General features: G+C 68.2%; 16 protein-coding genes. All 16 read left to right on the plus strand.

The features are described from left to right. Positions 1 to 37: 37 nt before the first annotated feature. Entirely contained in the window at positions 38 to 1,174 is a 1,137-nt protein-coding gene (locus tag EAO75_RS04900; RefSeq protein ID WP_147993742.1) for an LCP family protein, read from the plus strand. Positions 1,175 to 1,311: 137 nt separating this feature from the next. Continuing rightward, a complete protein-coding gene (gene rpmE, locus EAO75_RS04905) occupies positions 1,312 to 1,533 on the plus strand; it encodes a 50S ribosomal protein L31 (protein ID WP_145867232.1) in 222 nt (73 codons plus the stop codon). A 105-nt stretch (positions 1,534 to 1,638) separates the two neighbouring features. Then, a complete protein-coding gene (gene prfA, locus EAO75_RS04910) occupies positions 1,639 to 2,715 on the plus strand; it encodes a peptide chain release factor 1 (protein WP_147993743.1) in 1,077 nt (358 codons plus the stop codon). An 89-nt stretch (positions 2,716 to 2,804) separates the two neighbouring features. After that, complete coding sequence (gene prmC / locus EAO75_RS04915; protein WP_147994293.1) at positions 2,805 to 3,644, plus strand: peptide chain release factor N(5)-glutamine methyltransferase; 840 nt, start codon at positions 2,805 to 2,807, stop codon at positions 3,642 to 3,644. A 64-nt stretch (positions 3,645 to 3,708) separates the two neighbouring features. Continuing rightward, positions 3,709 to 4,356 carry an L-threonylcarbamoyladenylate synthase gene (locus EAO75_RS04920; RefSeq protein ID WP_147993744.1) on the plus strand — a complete coding sequence of 216 codons (648 nt, stop codon included), beginning with the start codon at positions 3,709 to 3,711 and terminating at the stop codon, positions 4,354 to 4,356. Beyond that, positions 4,353 to 5,033 carry a protein-tyrosine-phosphatase gene (locus EAO75_RS04925; RefSeq protein ID WP_147993745.1) on the plus strand — a complete coding sequence of 227 codons (681 nt, stop codon included), beginning with the start codon at positions 4,353 to 4,355 and terminating at the stop codon, positions 5,031 to 5,033. The genes EAO75_RS04920 and EAO75_RS04925 overlap by 4 nt, the downstream gene beginning before the upstream one ends. Before the next feature lie 72 nt (positions 5,034 to 5,105). Then, positions 5,106 to 6,344 (plus strand): serine hydroxymethyltransferase, encoded by a 1,239-nt coding sequence (glyA, locus tag EAO75_RS04930; RefSeq protein ID WP_147993746.1) that lies wholly within the window; start codon positions 5,106 to 5,108, stop codon positions 6,342 to 6,344. A 140-nt stretch (positions 6,345 to 6,484) separates the two neighbouring features. Beyond that, positions 6,485 to 7,846: an MraY family glycosyltransferase gene (locus tag EAO75_RS04935; protein ID WP_147993747.1), complete on the plus strand. Its 1,362-nt coding sequence runs from the start codon at positions 6,485 to 6,487 to the stop codon at positions 7,844 to 7,846. 315 nt (positions 7,847 to 8,161) lie between these two features. After that, positions 8,162 to 8,608, plus strand: coding sequence for a hypothetical protein (locus tag EAO75_RS04940; RefSeq protein ID WP_147993748.1), 447 nt, complete (start codon positions 8,162 to 8,164; stop codon positions 8,606 to 8,608). Positions 8,609 to 8,833: 225 nt separating this feature from the next. Further along, positions 8,834 to 9,655: a F0F1 ATP synthase subunit A gene (gene atpB / locus EAO75_RS04945; RefSeq protein WP_147993749.1), complete on the plus strand. Its 822-nt coding sequence runs from the start codon at positions 8,834 to 8,836 to the stop codon at positions 9,653 to 9,655. Positions 9,656 to 9,729: 74 nt separating this feature from the next. After that, the gene (locus EAO75_RS04950; RefSeq protein ID WP_005311859.1) at positions 9,730 to 9,969 is read left to right on the plus strand and encodes an ATP synthase subunit C; all 240 of its coding nucleotides are present in this window, start codon (positions 9,730 to 9,732) and stop codon (positions 9,967 to 9,969) included. A gap of 44 nt (positions 9,970 to 10,013) precedes the next feature. Beyond that, positions 10,014 to 10,565 (plus strand): F0F1 ATP synthase subunit B, encoded by a 552-nt coding sequence (locus EAO75_RS04955; RefSeq protein ID WP_147993750.1) that lies wholly within the window; start codon positions 10,014 to 10,016, stop codon positions 10,563 to 10,565. After that, positions 10,562 to 11,377 (plus strand): F0F1 ATP synthase subunit delta, encoded by an 816-nt coding sequence (locus EAO75_RS04960; RefSeq protein WP_147993751.1) that lies wholly within the window; start codon positions 10,562 to 10,564, stop codon positions 11,375 to 11,377. Before EAO75_RS04955 ends, EAO75_RS04960 begins: the two co-directional genes overlap by 4 nt. A 140-nt stretch (positions 11,378 to 11,517) precedes the next feature. Beyond that, positions 11,518 to 13,107, plus strand: a complete 1,590-nt coding sequence (atpA, locus tag EAO75_RS04965; protein ID WP_147993752.1) for a F0F1 ATP synthase subunit alpha — start codon at positions 11,518 to 11,520, stop codon at positions 13,105 to 13,107. 21 nt (positions 13,108 to 13,128) lie between these two features. Next, complete coding sequence (locus EAO75_RS04970; protein WP_147993753.1) at positions 13,129 to 14,046, plus strand: F0F1 ATP synthase subunit gamma; 918 nt, start codon at positions 13,129 to 13,131, stop codon at positions 14,044 to 14,046. Then, positions 14,046 to 15,482, plus strand: coding sequence for a F0F1 ATP synthase subunit beta (gene atpD, locus EAO75_RS04975; protein WP_147993754.1), 1,437 nt, complete (start codon positions 14,046 to 14,048; stop codon positions 15,480 to 15,482). The genes EAO75_RS04970 and atpD overlap by 1 nt, the downstream gene beginning before the upstream one ends. Positions 15,483 to 15,491: the final 9 nt, after the last annotated feature.

Consider the following 15,491-nt stretch of genomic DNA (forward strand, 5'->3'; position numbering starts at 1 on the left):
AGGGGGTAACCGACCGGGACGACAAGCGAGGAGCACAGTGTCCGCCGAGAGCACGCCGGAGCCCGGCATACCGGGTGAGTCCGGCACCAACGGCCAGCGCCACCGCGCCAAGGGCCGCCGCCGCAAGCCGCGCGACAAGCGCAAGGGCCTGCGGATCATGGCCTGGACGGCCGCCGGGATCGTGGTCCTGGGCGGCGCCGGAGCCGGGTACCTCTACTTCAAGCTCAACGGCAACCTCAAGAGCGTCGACATCGACCAGGCCCTCGGCACCGACCGGCCCGAGAAGGTCGACAACGGCTCGGAGAACATCCTCGTCCTCGGCTCGGACACCCGCTCCGGCGGCAACAAGGAGCTCGGGGGCGGCGCCGACGACGGCAGCGCCCGCTCGGACACGGCGATGATCCTGCACGTCTACGAAGGCCACAAGAAGGCCAGCGTGGTCTCGATCCCGCGCGACACCCTCATCGACCGCCCCGAGTGCACCGACACCGACGGCAACACGCACGACGCGGCGTCCGGCGTGATGTTCAACGAGGCGTACTCCACGGGCGGCGCCGCCTGCACGGTGAAGACCGTCGAGTCCGTCACCGGCATCCGCATGGACCACTATCTGGAGGTCGACTTCTCCGGCTTCCAGAAGCTCATCGACGAGCTCGGCGGTGTCGAGGTCACCACCACCAAGGACATCAAGGACCCCGACAGCCACCTCGATCTCAAGGCCGGCACGCATCAGCTCAACGGCAAGCAGGCCCTCGGCCTGGTCCGCACGCGGCACGGCGTCGGCGACGGCTCCGACCTCGGCCGCATCCAGCTCCAGCAGGCCTTCATCAAGGCGCTGATCGACCAGATGAAGGACATCAACCTCTTCGGCAACCCCAAGAGGCTGTTCGACCTGGCCGACACCGCCACCAAGACGGTGACGACGGACTCCGACCTGGGCTCGGTCAACCGGCTCATGTCCTTTGCGGGCGGCCTCAAGGGCATCAGCTCCAAGAACATGTCCATGGTCACGATGCCGGTCCAGTACGACCCGGCGGACCCGAACCGGGTCATCGTGGCCGAGGCGAAGGCGAAGCAGGTGTGGGAGGCATTGAAGGCCGACAAGGCGATCCCGAAGAGCGCCACCGAAGGCACGGCGAAGGGCGATGCCAACGGTGTCGTCAGCGCCGGTTAGAGGCGCCGGGAATACCTCACGGCAACCCCCGGTTTTGGGGGATGGCCCCAGTCCTGGCAGACTGGTACGTCGGCTCCGGTTCACGCTCCCGTATCCCGCGGCAGCGACCCGGCGCCCTCCCGAAACTAGGAGACACCTTGAAGCGCGACATCCACCCCGAGTACGTCGAGACGCAGGTCAGCTGCACCTGTGGCGCCTCGTTCACCACCCGTAGCACGATCTCCAGCGGCGCCATCCGTGCCGAGGTCTGCTCCGAGTGCCACCCGTTCTACACGGGCAAGCAGAAGATCCTCGACACCGGTGGCCGTGTGGCCCGCTTCGAGGCCCGCTTCGGCAAGGCCGCCGGCTCCAAGAAGTAGCGAGCCCCAATTCGCCGGTCCACGGCCGCGCCCTACCTCAGGCGCGCCGGGACCGGCGTTTTTGGTCGCCCGCCCTTCACATACGTATTCACACAGGAGCCCAAGATGTTCGAGGCCGTCGAGGAACTGGTCACTGAGCACGCCGACCTGGAGACGAAGCTCGCCGATCCGTCGGTGCACTCCGATCAAGCGAACGCGCGCAAGCTCAACAAGCGCTACGCCGAGCTCACCCCGATCGTCGCCACGTACCGCTCCTGGAAGCAGACCGGCGACGACATCGAGACCGCACGCGAACTCGCTGCCGACGACCCGGACTTCGCGGCCGAGGTCAAGGAGCTCGACAAGCAGCGCGACGAGCTGACCGAGAAGCTGCGCCTCCTGCTCGTCCCGCGCGACCCGAGTGACGACAAGGACGTCATTCTGGAGATCAAAGCCGGGGCGGGCGGGGACGAGTCCGCGCTGTTCGCGGGTGACCTGCTGCGTATGTACCTGCGCTATGCCGAGCGCGTGGGCTGGAAGACCGAGATCATCGACTCGACCGAGTCCGAGCTCGGCGGCTACAAGGACGTCCAGGTCGCGGTGAAGACCAAGGGCGGGAACGGCGCGACCGAGCCCGGGCAGGGCGTCTGGGCCCGGCTGAAGTACGAGGGTGGCGTGCACCGGGTGCAGCGCGTCCCGGCGACCGAGTCCCAGGGCCGTATCCACACCTCCGCGGCCGGTGTGCTGGTCACGCCCGAGGCCGAGGAGATCGAGGTCGAGATCAACCCGAACGACCTCCGCATCGACGTGTACCGGTCGTCCGGCCCGGGTGGTCAGTCCGTCAACACCACCGACTCCGCCGTGCGCATCACGCACATTCCGACCGGAGTCGTCGCTTCCTGCCAGAACGAGAAGAGCCAGCTTCAGAACAAGGAGCAGGCGATGCGTATCCTGCGCTCCAGGCTGCTCGCCGCGGCGCAGGAGGAGGCCGAGAAGGAAGCCGCCGACGCCCGCCGCAGCCAGGTCCGCACCGTCGACCGCTCCGAGAAGATCCGTACCTACAACTTCCCGGAGAATCGCATCTCGGACCACCGCGTCGGCTTCAAGGCGTACAACCTGGACCAGGTCCTGGACGGCGAACTCGACGCGGTGATCCAGGCCTGCGTCGACGCGGACTCGGCGGCGAAGCTGGCGGCTGCGTAAGGGCGTACGGGACGTACGCACGTACGAGTACGACACGGAGGACTTGCGTGCAGCAATTCATCGGGGGGCGGACCCCAAGCCCCCGCAGCGTGCTGCTCGCGGAGGTGGCACAGGCCACCCAGCGGCTGGCGGACGCCGGCGTGCCCTCGCCGCGCAACGACGCGGAGGAGCTCGCCGCGTTCGTGCACGGCGTGAAGCGGGGCGAGCTGCACTCCGTGAAGGACGCGGACTTCGACGCCCGCTACTGGGAGGTCATCGCCCGCCGTGAGCAGCGCGAGCCGCTCCAGCACATCACCGGGCGGGCGTACTTCCGCTATCTCGAACTCCAAGTCGGGCCGGGCGTGTTCGTGCCCCGCCCGGAGACCGAGTCGGTGGTCGGCTGGGCCATAGACGCGGTGCGCGCGATGGACGTCGTCGAGCCCTCGATCGTCGACCTGTGCACCGGCACGGGCGCCATCGCGCTCGCCCTCGCCCAGGAGGTCCCGCGCTCGCGCGTGCACGCCGTGGAGCTGTCCGAGGACGCCCTGGTGTGGACGCGGAAGAACGTCGAGGGGTCCAGGGTCGACCTGCGGCAGGGCAACGCCCTGGACGCGTTCCCCGACCTCGACGGCCAGGTGGACCTGGTCATCTCCAACCCGCCCTACATCCCGCTGACCGAGTGGGAGTACGTCGCTCCGGAGGCGCGGGACTACGATCCCGAACTCGCCCTGTTCTCGGGGGAGGACGGCCTGGACCTCATCCGCGGCCTGGAGCGCACCGCACACCGTCTCCTGCGCCCCGGTGGCGTCGTCGTCATCGAGCACGCCGACACCCAGGGCGGCCAGGTGCCGTGGATCTTCACCGAGGAGCGGGGCTGGGCCGACGCGGCCGACCACCCCGACCTCAACAACCGCCCCCGGTTCGCGACCGCCCGTAAGGCGTTGCCGTGACCGCCGCCCCCCAGACTCTTTCCCGGAAGCACGTGTACTTCGTGTACGAGGAGGCCCGCTAGATATGGCACGGCGATACGACACCAATGACGCGACCGACCGCACGACCGGTCTGCGTGAGGCCGCGTCCGCCGTCCGCCGTGGCGAGCTCGTGGTCCTTCCGACCGACACGGTGTACGGCATCGGCGCCGACGCGTTCTCCAAGGAGGCCGTGGGCGATCTGCTGGAGGCCAAGGGCCGGGGCCGCAACATGCCCACCCCTGTCCTGATCGGCTCCCCGAACACGCTCCACGGTCTCGTCACCGACTTCTCCGAGCTGGCCTGGGAGCTGGTCGACGCCTTCTGGCCGGGCGCGCTGACGCTGGTCGCCAAGCACCAGCCGTCCCTCCAGTGGGACCTGGGCGACACCCGGGGCACGGTTGCCGTGCGCATGCCACTGCACCCGGTCGCCATCGAGCTGCTGACGGAGTTCGGCCCGATGGCCGTGTCGTCGGCGAACCTGACCGGTCACCCCGCGCCGGAGGACTGCGACTCCGCGCAGGAGATGCTCGGCGACTCGGTCTCGGTCTACCTGGACGGCGGCCCGACCCCCGGCAACGTCCCCTCCTCGATCGTGGACGTCACCCGTGAGGTCCCCCTCCTTCTGCGGGCCGGTGCCCTCACCGCGGAGGATCTGCGGAAGGTCGTCCCCGACCTCGAGGTGGCGAATTGACAGCCCCTAACGCGGGGCGTGGCATAGGCAACGGGGAAAGCGCGGCGGAGATCACGACGACCTTCGTGGGACTCCCGCGCGACAGCTTCCGCATCCTCCACGTCAGCACCGGAAACGTCTGCCGCTCGCCGATCACCGAGCGGCTGACCCGTCATTTCGTGACGCAGCGGCTCGGTGTGCTGGGCGGCTCGCTGATCGTGGAGAGCGCGGGGACCTGGGGCCATGAGGGCGCCTCCATGGAATCCAACGCGGAGACCGTCCTCGCCGACTTCGGCGCGGACGCCTCCGGCTTCGTCGGCCGCGAGCTCCTCGACGAGCACGTCATCATGGCCGACCTGGTCCTCACGGCCACCCGCGACCACCGCGCCCAGGTCATCTCCATGGGCCACTCGGCGGGCCTGCGCACCTTCACCCTGAAGGAGTTCACCCGCCTGGTCCGCGCCATAGACCCCGCGACGCTCCCTCCTCTGGAGGAGGGCGTGGTCCTGCGCGCACGCGCCCTGGTCCGCGCGGCGGCGGCTCTACGCGGGTGGCTCCTGGCACCCACGGCGGAGGCGGACGAGGTGTACGACCCGTACGGGGCGCCCCTGACGTTCTTCCGTTCGGTGGGCGACGAGATACACGAGGCGCTGGATCCGGTCGTCACCGCGCTCACCGGAGTACCCGCAAGGACCTGACAACCGGGCGTCCCCGGGGAGCCGGGCCTACATTGGACGTACGTCACCGTCGACGCACGCCCGGAGCCCATCATGTCGGTCAGCCCTACCCTCGAGGCCGATGTCCTGCGCCGTCAGGACCCACAGCTCGCCGACATCCTGCTCGGGGAGCTCGACCGGCAGTCGACGACGCTCCAGCTCGTCGCCGCGGAGAACTTCACGTCGCCGGCCGTGCTGGCGGCCCTCGGATCGGCGCTGGCCAACAAGTACGCCGAGGGATACCCGGGCGCCCGCTACCACGGCGGGTGCGAGATGGTCGACGTCGCCGAGCGGCTCGCCGTGGAGCGGGCCCAGGCGCTGTTCGGGGCCGAGCACGCCAACGTGCAGTCCCACTCGGGGTCTTCGGCCGTCCTCGCCGCCTACGCCGCGCTGCTGCGGCCCGGCGACACCGTCCTCGCGCTCGGGCTGCCGTACGGCGGACACCTCACGCACGGCTCGCCGGCCAACTTCTCGGGCCGCTGGTTCGACTTCGTCGGCTACGGGGTGGACGCCGAGACCGGGCTCATCGACTACGACCAGGTGCGCACCCTCGCCCGCAACCACCGGCCCAAGGCCCTCGTGTGCGGGTCCATCGCCTACCCGCGCCACATCGACTACGCCGCCTTCCGCGACATCGCCGACGAAGTGGGCGCGTATCTCATCGCCGACGCCGCCCACCCCATGGGGCTCGTCGCCGGGGGAGCGGCGCCCAGTCCGGTGCCGTACGCCGATGTCGTGTGTGCCACCACACACAAGGTGCTGCGCGGGCCCCGCGGCGGGATGATCCTGTGCGGCTCGGACCTCGCCGAGCGCGTCGATCGCGCCGTTTTCCCCTTCACCCAGGGCGGCGCCCAGATGCACACCATCGCCGCCAAGGCCGTCGCCTTCGGGGAGGCGGCAACGCCGGCGTTCGCCGTGTACGCCCATCAGGTGGTCGCCAACGCGCGGACCCTGGCGGCCGGCCTCGCCGAGGAGGGGCTCGTCGTCACCACGGGCGGGACCGACACCCACCTCATCACCGCCGACCCCGCACCGCTCGGCGTCGACGGCCGCGATGCGCGCGGCCGGCTCGCGGCGGCCGGGATGGTGCTGGACTGCTGCGCGCTGCCGCACGGCGACGCCCGCGGCCTGCGCCTGGGCACCGCGGCCGTCACGACCCAGGGCATGGGGGAGGAGGAGATGGCGTGGCTCGCCGCGCTGCTGGCGAGCGTGCTGAGGGGCGGGACCGAAACCCAGAAGGCACGTGAAGAAGTGCGGGAGCTCACAGGTAGATTTCCGCCGTATCCCGGCTGAGGCGGGGTAGACGCACCTGCGCACACAGCCACACGTGCAACCATCGTCGCTACCCGGAAGTCCCCACACATATGCGTCGCGTATGCGTACGTCGCTAGGGTGTGGGGCTGAGATGGCCAGCGAGACTTGTGGGGAAGCCCGTGCGTGAATACCTCCTGACGCTCTGCATCACGGCCGCGGTGACGTACCTGCTGACAGGGCCGGTACGTAAGTTCGCGATCGTGGCCGGAGCCATGCCGGAGATCCGGGCACGCGACGTGCACCGCGAACCCACTCCGCGGCTCGGCGGTATCGCCATGTTCTTCGGCCTGTGCGCCGGCCTGCTGGTCGCCGACCACCTGACCAACCTCAGTACGGTCTTCGAGAAGTCCAACGAACCGCGGGCGCTGCTCTCCGGAGCGGCGCTCATCTGGCTGATCGGCGTCCTGGACGACAAGTTCGAGATCGACGCCCTGATCAAGCTGGGCGGCCAGATGATCGCCGCCGGCGTCATGGTCATGCAGGGTCTGACGATCCTGTGGCTGCCCATCCCCAGCGTCGGCAATGTCGCGCTGACCCAGTGGCAGGGCACCCTGCTCACCGTCGCCCTGGTCGTCATCACCATCAACGCGGTCAACTTCGTCGACGGCCTGGACGGCCTCGCGGCCGGCATGGTCTGCATCGCGTCGGCCGCGTTCTTCCTCTACGCCTACCGCGTCTGGGTGTCGTACGGCATCGAGGCCGCCGCCCCGGCCACCCTGTTCTCCGCGATCCTGATGGGCATGTGCCTCGGCTTCCTGCCGCACAACATGCACCCCGCGCGGATCTTCATGGGCGACTCCGGCTCGATGCTGATCGGCCTGGTCCTCGCCGCGGGCGCCATCTCCATCACCGGTCAGGTCGACCCGGACGCGCTGAAGCTGTTCGCCGGCTCCGAGAAGGCGGCCGTGCACCAGACGGTGCCGGTCTACATCCCGCTGCTGCTGCCGCTGACGATCATCGCGATCCCGGCCGCCGACCTGGTGCTGGCGATCGTGCGCCGCACCTGGCGCGGCCAGTCGCCGTTCGCCGCCGACCGCGGCCACCTCCACCACCGGCTGCTGGAGATCGGCCACTCCCACAGCCGCGCGGTGATGATCATGTACTTCTGGTCGGCGTTGATCGCCTTCGGCGCGCTCGCCTACTCCGTGAACTCGGCGTCCATGTGGATCGTGCTGAGTGTGGTGTTCCTCAGCTTCATCGGCCTGGTCCTGCTGCTGCTCCCGCGCTTCACGCCGCGTGCCCCCCGCTGGGCCGAGGCCTTCGTGCCGCCGCGCTACCGCCGCGGCGCCGCCCTCGCCGAGCCCGCGGCCACCACGCCGCAGACCGCGGGTGCCGAGGCCTGTGCCGAAGAGGGGTCGGACGAGGCCGGGGAGCAGCCGCGCACTCCGGTCGCCGCCGGGGTCTCCCGCGTCAACGGGGCTACCGCGATCGGTGCCCGTTCGCGCCTGCTGGACCGGCGTAAGGCCGGAACGTCGCGCTGACGGTCGGGTAAGAGAACGCCAAGGTAAGAATCTGACTAGAGCATTGCCAAGTCATGGGGGAACGAAGCGTCCCAATACCAGACAAGACGGCAACCTTCCTGCACAGACGTGCACCTTCACTCTCATGTGTGACAGTGAGCACACCTCTCAGGTAAAGACCTCATCAAATAGTTTGTGATACGGTTCACGAGAACCCGGGACAGAGCCGATCGGACCGAAGTGCGACGGTCCACCGGCGTGAGGTTCTCTCTCAGCCCGGGACTACGCTCGTCCATGACGACACCCTGCCCCCACCGTGAAAGCGGAGTTGCCGCCATGCCGTCCAATGACGCCCGCACCCTGCTCCAGGCCGCCGTGCCCACAGCCGTCGTCGGCGCTGTCGCCGCCGTCGTCAGTGGCGTGGTCGCCGGTGGCAAGGGAGCGATCGGGGCCGTCGTCGCGACGCTGGTCGTGATCCTCTTCATGGGGCTCGGTCTCTACGTACTTCAGCGCACTGCCAAATCGCTTCCGCATCTGTTCCAGGCAATGGGCCTGATGCTGTACGCGGCGCAGATCCTGTTGCTGTTCATCTTCATGGCCGCGTTCAAGAACACGACGCTGTTCAACCCGCGGGTCTTCGCGTTCACGCTGCTCGGCACCACCCTGGTGTGGATCGCCATGCAGGCGCGGGCCCACATGAAAGCCAAGATCCTCTACGTCGAACCCGATTCGGACACCTCCTCGAAGGACGGCAAGTCCGAAAAGACCGGGCACTCGTCGTGAGAGGTAGGGGCGGGATAAGGGCGCTCGAGAAGTCCTGCTATCGTCCGGTGCCAACTGCGGCATCGCGGGCGCGGGCATCTGAGCTGACGCCTGCTCAATCGCGAGGCGAGATGCCCCCCAGCCGCCCCCATATCCGTAACACCAGTCCCGTGCCGAACCGCGGCTGCGCGCCGCGCCGACACAACGAGGTTGCCGTACCTATGCGCCACGCTGAAGGAGCCCGCGGTGAGTGCTGACCCGACGCAGGTGCTCGCCTTCGAGACCGACTGCCACATCTTCGACGYCTGTGGCTTCCCGGCTCCCGGCCTGCACTCGTTCCTGTTCGAGCCCCTCTGGGGCGACGGCGACAGCAACGTCTACTTCAACAAGACGATGCTGCTGGCGCTGCTCGGCTCGGTCATCGTGATCGGCTTCTTCTGGGCGGCCTTCCGTAATCCGAAGGTCGTGCCGGGCAAGTTCCAGATGGTCGCCGAGGCGGGCTACGACTTCATCCGCCGCGGTGTCGTCTACGAGACGATCGGCAAGAAGGAGGGCGAGAAGTACGTTCCGCTGGTCGTCTCGCTGTTCTTCTTCATCTGGATGATGAACCTCTGGTCGATCGTGCCGATCGCGCAGTTCCCGGTGACATCGATCATTGCGTATCCCATCGTCCTGGCTCTGATCGTCTACATCCTGTGGGTCTCGCTGACCTTTAAGCGGCACGGATTCGTCGGTGCCTTCAAGAACTTCACGGGCTACGACAAGACGCTGGGCCCGGTGCTGCCGCTTTCCATGACCATCGAGTTCTTCTCGAACCTGCTGGTCCGGCCGTTCACCCACGCGGTGCGACTGTTCGCGAACATGTTCGCGGGCCACACCCTGCTGCTGCTGTTCACGATCGCCAGCTGGTACCTGCTCAACGGCATCGGAATCGCCTACGCGGGTGTCTCTTTCATCATGGTCATCGTGATGACGGCCTTCGAACTCTTCGTGCAGGCCCTTCAGGCGTACGTCTTCGTGCTCCTGACCTGCACCTTCATCCAGGGCGCGCTCGCCGAGCACCACTGAGCACCGCCACTCCCACCCCACAGTCGTCCGGTGGCCAACCCCCACCGGTCCTTGAAAGAGAAGGAAGAACTGGCATGTCCCAGACTCTCGCCGCTGTCACCGGTGACCTCAAGGCGCTCGGCTCCATCGGCTACGGTCTCGCCGCCATCGGCCCCGGCGTCGGCGTCGGCATCATCTTCGGCAACGGCACCCAGGCCCTGGCCCGTCAGCCCGAGGCCGCCGGCCTGATCCGCGCCAACCAGATCCTCGGCTTCGCCTTCTGTGAGGCGCTTGCCCTGATCGGTCTGGTTATGCCGTTCGTCTACGGCTCCTGATCACTTCAGGCTGACGACCAGCAATCCAGACGAAAGGCAACGACATGAGCCAGCTGCTCATTCTGGCGGCCACTGAGGGGGAGACCGAGAACCCCCTCATCCCGCCGATTCCTGAGCTTGTCATCGGCCTCATCGCCTTCGTCATCGTCTTCGGCTTCCTCGCCTGGAAGCTCCTTCCGAACATCAACAAGGTTCTGGAAGAGCGTCGCGAGGCCATCGAGGGCGGTATCGAGAAGGCCGAGGCCGCGCAGACCGAGGCCCAGAGCGTCCTCGAGCAGTACAAGGCCCAGCTCGCCGAGGCCCGGCACGAGGCCGCGCGGCTGCGCCAGGAGGCGCAGGAGCAGGGCGCCACGCTCATCGCCGAGATGCGCGCGGAAGGCCAGCGGCAGCGCGAGGAGATCGTCGCCGCCGGTCACGCCCAGATCGAGGCCGACCGCAAGGCCGCGTCGTCCGTGCTTCGCCAGGACGTCGGCAAGCTCGCCACCGACCTGGCAGGCAAGCTCGTCGGCGAGTCCCTCGAGGACCACGCCCGGCAGAGCCGCGTCATCGACCGCTTCCTCGACGAGCTCGAGGAGAAGGCCGAGGCGGGACGATGAACGGAGCGAGCCGCGAGGCCCTGGCAGCCGCACGCGAGCGACTCGACGCGCTGACGGACAACACGTCCGCCGACGCCGGACGGCTCGCCGACGAGCTGGCCGCCGTCACCGCGCTGCTCGACCGCGAGGTGTCGCTGCGTCGGGTCCTGACCGACCCGGCGCAGGCCGGCGAGGCCAAGGCCGACCTGGCCCAGCGCCTGCTCGGCAACCAGGTCGGCGGCGAGGCCACCGACCTGCTGGCCGGCATGGTGCGCTCCCGCTGGTCGCAGTCCCGCGACCTGGTGGACGCGCTGGAGGAGCTGGCGGACACCGCCGACCTCACCGCCGCGCAGAGGGCGGGCACGCTCGACGACGTCGAGGACGAGCTGTTCCGGTTCGGCCGGATCGTCTCCTCGAACACCGCGCTGCGCGCCGCGCTCACCGACCGCGCCGCCACCACCTCGGCCAAGAGCGAGCTGCTGCGCAGCCTGCTCGGCGGTCGGGCCAAGGCGACCACCGAGCGTCTGGTGACGCGTCTTGTGACCGCGCCGCGTGGACGTAGCCTGGAGTCGGGACTGGAGTCCCTGTCCAAGCTCGCCGCCGAGCGCCGGGACCGCATGGTGGCCGTGGTCACCTCGGCGGTGCCGCTGAGTGACGGGCAGAGGCAGCGCCTGGGCGCCGCCCTCGCCAAGCTCTACGGCCGCAGGATGCACCTCAACCTCGACGTGGACCCCGAGGTCGTCGGCGGAATGCGGGTGCAGGTCGGCGACGAGGTCATCAACGGCTCCCTCGCGGACCGCATCGAGGACGCCGGCCGCCGACTGGCGGGCTAGCAGCAACTTCATAAGCAAGAGCAGTACGGACTTACGACGGCCCATGTTGGGCCGTGTAGAGGATTCACCTCTTTTTCGGGGGGAGTCCCCATCCCCCCAAAGTGAAACTTCGGGCCCAACAAGGAGAGCAGGGAACCCAGATGGCGGAGCTCACGATCCGGCCGGAGGAGATCCGGGACGCGCTGGAGAACTTCGTCCAGTCGTACAAGCCGGACGCGGCCTCGCGCGAGGAGGTCGGTACGGTCACCCTTGCCGGCGACGGCATCGCGAAGGTCGAGGGCCTGCCCTCGGCCATGGCCAACGAACTGCTGAAGTTCGAGGACGGCACCCTCGGCCTCGCCCTCAACCTCGAGGAGCGCGAGATCGGTGCCATCGTCCTCGGTGAGTTCAGCGGCATCGAGGAGGGTCAGCCGGTGCAGCGCACCGGTGAGGTTCTCTCCGTGGCCGTCGGCGAGGGCTACCTCGGCCGCGTCGTCGACCCGCTCGGCAACCCGATCGACGGCCTCGGCGAGATCGAGACCAGCGGACGTCGTGCCCTGGAGCTGCAGGCTCCGGGCGTCATGGTGCGCAAGTCGGTGCACGAGCCGATGGAGACCGGCTACAAGGCCGTCGACGCAATGACCCCGATCGGCCGTGGTCAGCGTCAGCTGATCATCGGCGACCGTCAGACCGGCAAGACCGCGCTGGCCGTCGACACGATCATCAACCAGCGTGACAACTGGCGCACCGGCGACCCGAACAAGCAGGTCCGCTGCATCTACGTCGCCATCGGCCAGAAGGGCTCGACGATCGCGTCGGTCCGCGGTGCGCTGGAGGAGAACGGCGCGCTGGAGTACACGACCATCGTCGCCGCCCCGGCGTCCGACCCGGCCGGCTTCAAGTACCTGGCGCCGTACACCGGTTCGGCCATCGGTCAGCAGTGGATGTACGAGGGCAAGCACGTCCTCATCATCTTCGACGACCTCTCGAAGCAGGCCGACGCCTACCGCGCCGTGTCCCTGCTGCTGCGCCGCCCGCCGGGCCGTGAGGCCTACCCGGGTGACGTCTTCTACCTGCACTCCCGTCTGCTGGAGCGCTGCGCGAAGCTCTCCGACGAGATGGGCAAGGGCTCGATGACGGGTCTGCCGATCGTCGAGACCAAGGCCAACGACGTCTCGGCGTTCATCCCGACCAACGTCATCTCCATCACCGACGGCCAGTGCTTCCTGGAGTCGGACCTGTTCAACGCCGGTCAGCGCCCCGCGCTGAACGTCGGTATCTCCGTCTCCCGAGTCGGTGGTTCCGCGCAGCACAAGGCGATGAAGCAGGTTTCCGGCCGTCTGCGCGTCGACCTCGCCCAGTTCCGTGAGCTGGAGGCGTTCGCCGCCTTCGGTTCCGACCTGGACGCCGCGTCGAAGGCGCAGCTGGAGCGCGGTCAGCGCATGGTCGAGCTGCTGAAGCAGGCCCAGTACGAGCCGATGTCCACCGAGGACCAGGTCGTCTCCGTGTGGGCCGGCACCACCGGCAAGATGGACGACGTGCCGGTCGCCGACATCCGCCGCTTCGAGAAGGAGCTCCTGGAGTACCTGCACCGCAAGGAGCAGGGCCTCATGACCTCCATCAAGGAGGGCGGCAAGATGTCGGACGACACCCTCACCGCCGTTGCTGACGCCATCGCGGAGTTCAAGAAGCAGTTCGAGACCGCGGACGGCAAGCTTCTCGGCGAGGACGCCCCGGCCGCGGCCAAGTGACGTAAGGAAGGGACCTGACTCATGGGAGCCCAGCTCCGGGTCTACAAGCGTCGCATCCGATCCGTCACCGCGACCAAGAAGATCACCAAGGCGATGGAGATGATCGCCGCCTCGCGCGTCGTCAAGGCGCAGCGCAAGGTGGCGGCCTCCACGCCGTACGCGACCGAGCTCACCCGCGCGGTCACGGCGGTCGGCACCGGCTCGAACACCAAGCACCCGCTGACCACGCAGGCCGAGACGGTCACGCGGTCCGCGGTGCTGCTCCTCACGAGCGACCGTGGCCTCGCCGGCGCCTTCAACTCCAACGCCATCAAGGCGGCGGAGCAGCTGACCGCGCGCCTGGAGCGCGAGGGCAAGGAGGTCGACGTCTTCATCGTCGGCCGCCGTGGTGTGGCGCACTACAACTTCCGTGAGCGCAAGATCGCGGAGTCGTGGAGCGGTTTCACCGACGAGCCCACGTACGCGGACGCCAAGAAGGTTGCGGCCCCGCTGATCGAGGTCATCGAGAAGGACACGGCGGAGGGCGGCGTGGACGAGCTCCACATCGTCTACACCGAGTTCGTCTCGATGATGACGCAGCAGGCGCTGGACGCCCAGCTCCTGCCGCTCAGCCTCGAAGAGGTCGCGCAGGAGGCGCCCAGCAAGGGCGAGATCCTGCCGCTGTACGACTTCGAGCCCTCGGCGGAGGACGTCCTCGACGCCCTGCTGCCGCGGTACGTCGAGAGCCGTATCTACAACGCGCTGCTTCAGTCGGCGGCTTCGAAGCACGCCGCCACGCGGCGCGCGATGAAGTCGGCCACCGACAACGCGGGCGAGCTGATCAACACGCTCTCCCGTCTTGCCAACGCGGCCCGCCAGGCCGAAATCACCCAGGAAATCAGCGAGATCGTCGGTGGCTCCAGTGCCCTGGCCGACGCGACCGCGGGGAGTGACCGCTAATGACCACCACTGTTGAGACCGCGACGGCCACGGGCCGCGTCGCCCGGGTCATCGGCCCGGTCGTCGACGTGGAATTCCCCGTCGACGCCATGCCGGAGATCTACAACGCCCTCCACGTCGAGGTGGCCGACCCGGCCCAGGACGGCGCGAAGAAGACGCTGACCCTGGAGGTCGCCCAGCACCTGGGTGACGGCCTGGTCCGCACGATCTCGATGCAGCCCACCGACGGTCTGGTCCGCCAGGCCCCGGTCACCGACACCGGTGCCTCCATCACGGTGCCCGTCGGCGACTTCACCAAGGGCAAGGTGTTCAACACCCTCGGTGAGGTGCTGAACGCCGACGAGAAGTACGACGGCGAGCGCTGGGGCATCCACCGCAAGGCGCCGAACTTCGACGAGCTCGAGTCGAAGACCGAGATGTTCGAGACCGGCGTCAAGGTCATCGACCTTCTCACCCCGTATGTCAAGGGTGGAAAGATCGGTCTGTTCGGTGGTGCCGGCGTCGGCAAGACGGTGCTCATCCAGGAGATGATCTACCGCGTCGCCAACAACCACGACGGTGTCTCCGTGTTCGCCGGTGTCGGCGAGCGCACCCGTGAGGGCAACGACCTCATCGAGGAGATGTCGGAGTCCGGCGTCATCGACAAGACCGCGCTGGTCTTCGGTCAGATGGACGAGCCCCCGGGCACCCGTCTGCGCGTGGCCCTCGCCGGTCTGACCATGGCGGAGTACTTCCGCGATGTGCAGAAGCAGGACGTGCTGTTCTTCATCGACAACATCTTCCGCTTCACGCAGGCCGGTTCCGAGGTGTCGACCCTGCTCGGCCGTATGCCCTCCGCGGTGGGTTACCAGCCGAACCTGGCCGACGAGATGGGTCTCCTCCAGGAGCGCATCACCTCGACCCGTGGTCACTCGATCACCTCGATGCAGGCGATCTACGTCCCCGCGGACGACCTGACCGACCCGGCCCCGGCCACCACCTTCGCCCACCTCGACGCGACGACGGTTCTGTCCCGTCCGATCTCCGAGAAGGGCATCTACCCGGCCGTGGACCCGCTGGACTCCACGTCCCGGATCCTGGACCCGCGCTACATCGCGCAGGACCACTACAACACCGCCATGCGCGTCAAGGGGATCCTCCAGAAGTACAAGGACCTCCAGGACATCATCGCGATCCTCGGTATCGACGAGCTCAGCGAGGAGGACAAGCTGGTCGTCCAGCGTGCCCGCCGCGTCGAGCGCTTCCTGTCCCAGAACACCCACGTCGCCAAGCAGTTCACCGGTGTGGACGGCTCCGACGTGCCGCTGGACGAGTCGATCACCGCGTTCAACGCGATCTGCGACGGTGAGTTCGACCACTTCCCGGAGCAGGCGTTCTTCATGTGCGGTGGTCTTGAGGACCTCAAGAAGAACGCTAAGGAACTGGGCGTCTCCTGACGCACCGGT

This window comes from Streptomyces sp. UW30, assembly GCF_008042075.1.
Lineage (GTDB): Bacteria > Actinomycetota > Actinomycetes > Streptomycetales > Streptomycetaceae > Streptomyces.

Bases quoted from the DNA above. Each gene is read 5' to 3' on its own strand.
- prfA (WP_147993743.1), top strand. From the start codon at position 1,639: ATGTTCGAGGCCGTCGAGGAACTGGTCACTGAGCACGCCGACCTGGAG.
- EAO75_RS04920 (WP_147993744.1), top strand. From the start codon at position 3,709: ATGGCACGGCGATACGACACCAATGACGCGACCGACCGCACGACCGGT.
- glyA (WP_147993746.1), top strand. From the start codon at position 5,106: ATGTCGGTCAGCCCTACCCTCGAGGCCGATGTCCTGCGCCGTCAGGAC.
- EAO75_RS04940 (WP_147993748.1), top strand. From the start codon at position 8,162: ATGCCGTCCAATGACGCCCGCACCCTGCTCCAGGCCGCCGTGCCCACA.
- EAO75_RS04950 (WP_005311859.1), top strand. From the start codon at position 9,730: ATGTCCCAGACTCTCGCCGCTGTCACCGGTGACCTCAAGGCGCTCGGC.
- EAO75_RS04955 (WP_147993750.1), top strand. From the start codon at position 10,014: ATGAGCCAGCTGCTCATTCTGGCGGCCACTGAGGGGGAGACCGAGAAC.
- EAO75_RS04960 (WP_147993751.1), top strand. From the start codon at position 10,562: ATGAACGGAGCGAGCCGCGAGGCCCTGGCAGCCGCACGCGAGCGACTC.
- atpA (WP_147993752.1), top strand. From the start codon at position 11,518: ATGGCGGAGCTCACGATCCGGCCGGAGGAGATCCGGGACGCGCTGGAG.
- EAO75_RS04970 (WP_147993753.1), top strand. From the start codon at position 13,129: ATGGGAGCCCAGCTCCGGGTCTACAAGCGTCGCATCCGATCCGTCACC.
- atpD (WP_147993754.1), top strand. From the start codon at position 14,046: ATGACCACCACTGTTGAGACCGCGACGGCCACGGGCCGCGTCGCCCGG.